Origin of the sequence: Cyanobacterium sp. T60_A2020_053 (assembly GCA_015272165.1) — a bacterium.
Lineage (GTDB): Bacteria > Cyanobacteriota > Cyanobacteriia > Cyanobacteriales > Cyanobacteriaceae > Cyanobacterium.
This window is the reverse complement of sequence record JACYMF010000035.1, coordinates 1-4,600: the sequence shown is the minus strand read 5'-3', so window position 1 is coordinate 4,600 and position 4,600 is coordinate 1. Positions and strand designations below refer to the sequence as shown.

Genomic DNA, 4,600 nt, shown 5'->3' with positions numbered 1-4,600 from the left:
ACCTGCTACCTGAAACCTCCCTTAACGTAACATTTGAATCAGTGCGTAACGTCAGCTATATAAGAACAATTGATAATTGATAATGGACAATTGACAATTATGAGGTTTTACTATTCTTGTGTAGTATATCTTAACCCTACTGATGTGATTTATGCTCGTCAAACAATCTACATCAAATATATTTTGACTCATGCTGAATATGATAAAGGAGGCTGGAAAAATGACCTTTACTCTTCGTCCTGATAAATACAGTAGTTTATTAGTACAATATCAACCAAAACGAATCACTAATGATATTGAAAATGACAGCGCCCTCGCTCAATTGTTTAATGTTGACGTATCGCTGTTTATTGATTGAATTTATTGTAGTTGCTGGGAATGAGGGTAAAGCCGGAAATATTAAAACCCTATTTCCTTAACAAAAGTTAACATAGAGATAAAACTATCAAAAAAAGTAATGACTACAGTTATTAACCAAATTAATCCCGTTGGTGGCGCGCGCCCCGATCATTTTGATTATCGAGAAGCATGGTATCCCGTGTTTTATGTCGATGATTTAAACAAAAAAAGACCCAATGGCTTTACTTTACTAGGTGAAGATATTGTAATCTGGTGGGAGGAATCCTCGCAACGATGGCGCGTTTTTGCTGATAGTTGCCCTCATCGGAGGGCGCCCTTCACCGAAGGCAGAATTAATGAAGAAGGTTTGTTAGAATGTCCTTATCACGGTTGGAGCTTCTCAGGGGAAGGACATTGCGAGGTAATACCCCAACAAAAAGAGGGTATGGAAGCCGAGAAATCGCCCCGTGCCTGTGCCAAAGTTTATGCTTGTGCGATTCGTCAAAATTTACTGTTTGTCTATGGTGGTGAAGCAAAAAATGCCCATACAGATAATATTCCCCTTGTTGACCCTATCGCCGAAAATCCCGATAAATGGTTGATTTTAACTACTTTCCGAGATATTCCCTATTCCGCTTTAACGTTGCTAGAAAATGTCCTTGATTCCAGTCATATTCCCTACACCCATCATAATTCTGTGGGTAAACGAGAAAATGTTTCCCCTGTGGATTTAGAAATTATCAGTAGTGATAGGCAAGGTTTTAAGGGAGTGTGGGCAGAAGGTCCAAGAAAAGGTAAATTAGGCACTCAATACACTACTTTTATTGCTCCGAATTTAATGTGGCATGATTTAACCTCTAAGCAATTCGGGCGCACCATGACGGTAGTTTATGCTACTCCTATGAATAAAGGAAAATGTCGTTTATTTGCCTTTTTTCCCTTTCAATTTTCTTCTAAAATACCACAGTTTTTTATTAAATTAACTCCTCGTTGGTATTCCCATCTTAATCAAAATGCTATCCTTGAGGATGACCAAATTTTCTTACATCATCAAGAGCGTTATTTAGATAAATTAGGCGGTAGCGAAAAGTATGCTCAAGCCTGTTATTTACCCACAAAAGCTGATTTATTTGTCAGTGAATTTAGAAAGTGGGTTAATAAGTTTGCAGGGGAATTATTTCCCGATCAATCTTTTCCTCCAACCCCAACCCATGAGGTATTATTAGAACGTTATCATTCCCATACGGTGGAGTGCGCTGATTGTCGGAGTGCTCTAGAAAACATTAAAAAAATTCGTTTAGCTATATTAATTATTAACTTAATTATTTGGTCTTTAATGCCGTTAATTGTGCTTCATGGTAATCTTTTACCTAGGGCAGTTATCATGACTACAACTATTATTAATTTGAGTAGTATTGGAGCTTATTTTTGGTTAGGAAATCTGATCAAAAAATTCTATTACGGGCAAACTATCGCGCCTCGAAATTTATCATAATAATTCTGTTTAAATGCCCTCACCCCAACCCCTCTCCCACAGGAGAGGGGCGCTACCTAGAAATTATTTCCTCAAGTTTAGCAATAGTTACTTCTAATTGATCGTTTGTTACTTGATAATCAAATTCATCAACGGCGTTAATTTCTTCTTTTGCTTTCGCTAATCTTTTGATAATTGCTTCTTCTTTATCGTTACCTCTACCTCGTAATCTTCGCTCTAATTCTGTTAAAGATGGCGGTAAAATAAAAATGGACAATGCTTCAGAAAAATTATTTTTAACCTGCCCAGCGCCCTCCACCTCAATTTCTAAAATAACATTTTTTCCCTGTGCAATTTGTTCCATAACTGGTTGTTTGGGAGTACCATAAAAATTTCCTGCATACTCTGCCCACTCCAGAAAATCAGAGTTATCAATCATATTTTGAAACTCATTAACAGATAAAAAATAATATTCTCTACCATGTTTTTCTCCCTCTCGTGGTTGCCTTGTGGTGGCAGAAGTGGAAACAAAAAAATTATTATTTCTAGTGGTTAATTGTTGCACTAATGTGCCTTTACCTACGCCACTAGGTCCAGTAATAATGATTAATTTACCTGTTTTTTTCATAATTAAATTGATGATTATTAAAAGTAAAAATTATTAGTTAATTTGCCCTCACCCCCAACCCCTCTCCCACAGGAGAGGGGAGTAATATTTTCTAATAATTGAGAATGAAGAATTAAGAAAACAATTAATTTTTTATTCGTCTCATTATCAATTGTCCATTACCCTCATGACTCCACTTTTTCAGCAACCCCTAATTAGTAGATGGTGGTGAAGGGGAAGTTTCAACTGGAGGTAAAGTGGGAGTGGGTGGTAAATTGGGAATACTAGGTAAATTTTGAGTGGGTGGTAAGTAAGGATTAATGCCAGAATTGGGAGGCGTATTTTCAGGAAGTTGAGTGGGATTATCTGCTAGGGTTGCCAGCGCCACTCGACTACCGCCAACTTCTTTTAACATATCCAAAATTTCTACCACCTGACTATAGCGCACTTCCTCGGAAGCATAAAGCACCATTAAACCACTAGGATTAAGACTGTTATAAGTGCGGAGGGCGCTGTAAAGTTGAATTTGACTAACGGGCTGTTTTTCGAGATAAAGTTGCCCTTGTTGATCTAAACTAACCATCAACATATCACGCATTTGCGCTTCACCGGTACTAGCTTTTGGTAAATTTAGACTGATTGCCTGTTGACGAGAAAAACCCACCGCCGCCAAGATGAAAAACGTCAAAATACAAAAAATAACATCAATCATCGGCACAATTTCGATTCTTACCTCTTGCTGAGAGTTAATGTCATGCCATAATTTTAAAGGGCGTGGGGTATATTTACGAGAATTTGCATTAATTGACGACTTTTTTTCTTGAACAGAATTTTTGGATAAATTATTCATAATATATGTAGGTGGTGCTGAAAAAGTGCAGTGGTGATGGCAAATTGACAATGGATAATTGACAATTATGAGGTTTTATTTTCTCTCAAAATCATCACTTTTAAACAGGTGATTATTTCTATTGGTGAAAAATTTATGTCTTGGACAAACTAAATTTTAATTTTAGACTCCATTTCACTCAAAGAAGGTTCAAAATCTTGCCCTAGCCATTTTTGACGATAAATTAACTCCAAATCACTTCCTGCTTTACGAAAAATTCTTACTTGGTTATACCAAAAAGCCTGAAATAAACGGTAAAAAACCACCGCCACAATAGCCACAATTAAACCCACTGCGGTAGAAATTAGCGATTCACCGATACCCAATGTTACTCCAGTGGTGGAAGCTGTACCTAAGTCACTGAGGGAGATTGAGCCGAGAGAGCGAATTAAACCTAATACAGTGCCAAGCAATCCTAATAAAGGAGAAAGGGCGATAACTCCTTCTAGGATTTTGTCTCCCTTTTTCATTAAGGATAATTCATCATCAGCGCCCGTCTCCAATGCCAAATGAAACACTTCAGGATCGGGATTATCTAATTGTAAAGGCGCATTGAGAAATTTACCGAGGGGATGTTGACGATAACGGGAAGCGATTTCCCCAGCTTTACCCCAATTCGTGGTGGCGGCATCCATCACACTATTTAAAATTTGTTCTTCTTTAATTAATACCCTAGACCAAAACCAGAGACGTTCAATAATTGTACCTAAAGCGAGAATAGAAAGGAATAGTAAGGGCCAAATCGAAAAACCACCCTTGTCAATTAATTCTGTTAATGTCACCGTTTTATCACCCCTTGGGAAAGTATTATAATTCTCTCACTTATTATCAATGATTTAATTTAGATTATCAATCTATAGGCAAATTTTCTCTAATCCATTTTTCACCTTCTGTCATGGCGGAGGGCGCTGTAGTAAATTTGTCTTTAAGATAGATTGAGTTTTTTTTGTTTCAAAGATGTATGCTGTGCGATTGCCTCGAAATCTCGATCATTGTGATACAACGTAAAATTATTTTCTAAAGCCATAACAGCGATGGCACAATCAATATTACTGCGAATAGTAATTCCTTTACGGCGAAGTTCAAAATATAGACGGGCAGAGTTATCCCAAATAGAAGTATAGTCGGGTTCAAGATAATTTTGCACAGCCAATTGACACTCCCACCACTAAACCCTACGGGTTATAGTGGGGGATTCTTGGTTCACCGACTCGCCGTTAGACGACAGCCCATAGGCAATCGCCCAAGAGGGCAAATCTCCCCAAGCGTATGTTCCCGTATGCCCTACGGT

General features: G+C 37.7%; 7 protein-coding genes and 1 pseudogene. 3 read left to right on the top strand and 5 right to left on the bottom strand.

Annotation, left to right across the window (positions count from 1 at the left end):
• Positions 1 to 99: 99 nt before the first annotated feature.
• The 3 genes from IGQ45_05470 (at position 100) to IGQ45_05460 (ending at position 1,834) form a co-directional block, all read left to right on the top strand.
• Positions 100 to 243, top strand: a complete 144-nt coding sequence (locus tag IGQ45_05470; protein MBF2056671.1) for a type II toxin-antitoxin system HigB family toxin — start codon at positions 100 to 102, stop codon at positions 241 to 243.
• A complete protein-coding gene (locus IGQ45_05465; protein MBF2056670.1) occupies positions 221 to 358 on the top strand; it encodes a hypothetical protein in 138 nt (45 codons plus the stop codon). Before IGQ45_05470 ends, IGQ45_05465 begins: the two co-directional genes overlap by 23 nt.
• Before the next feature lie 99 nt (positions 359 to 457).
• Complete coding sequence (locus tag IGQ45_05460; protein MBF2056669.1) at positions 458 to 1,834, top strand: Rieske 2Fe-2S domain-containing protein; 1,377 nt, start codon at positions 458 to 460, stop codon at positions 1,832 to 1,834.
• A gap of 52 nt (positions 1,835 to 1,886) precedes the next feature.
• Here the strand turns inward: IGQ45_05460 and gmk are convergent, their stop codons facing one another.
• From gmk to IGQ45_05435, 5 genes and pseudogenes are all read right to left on the bottom strand, one after another.
• Positions 1,887 to 2,441, bottom strand: a complete 555-nt coding sequence (gmk, locus tag IGQ45_05455; GenBank protein MBF2056668.1) for a guanylate kinase — start codon at positions 2,439 to 2,441, stop codon at positions 1,887 to 1,889.
• Positions 2,442 to 2,631: 190 nt separating this feature from the next.
• Positions 2,632 to 3,270, bottom strand: coding sequence for a biopolymer transporter ExbD (locus tag IGQ45_05450; GenBank protein ID MBF2056667.1), 639 nt, complete (start codon positions 3,268 to 3,270; stop codon positions 2,632 to 2,634).
• A gap of 149 nt (positions 3,271 to 3,419) precedes the next feature.
• A complete protein-coding gene (locus IGQ45_05445) occupies positions 3,420 to 4,091 on the bottom strand; it encodes a MotA/TolQ/ExbB proton channel family protein (protein ID MBF2056666.1) in 672 nt (223 codons plus the stop codon).
• Between the two features lie 143 nt (positions 4,092 to 4,234).
• Positions 4,235 to 4,462: pseudogene (locus tag IGQ45_05440) on the bottom strand (PIN domain nuclease).
• A gap of 15 nt (positions 4,463 to 4,477) precedes the next feature.
• On the bottom strand, positions 4,478 to 4,600 hold a 123-nt coding region (locus IGQ45_05435), incomplete at its 5' end, for a transposase (GenBank protein MBF2056665.1).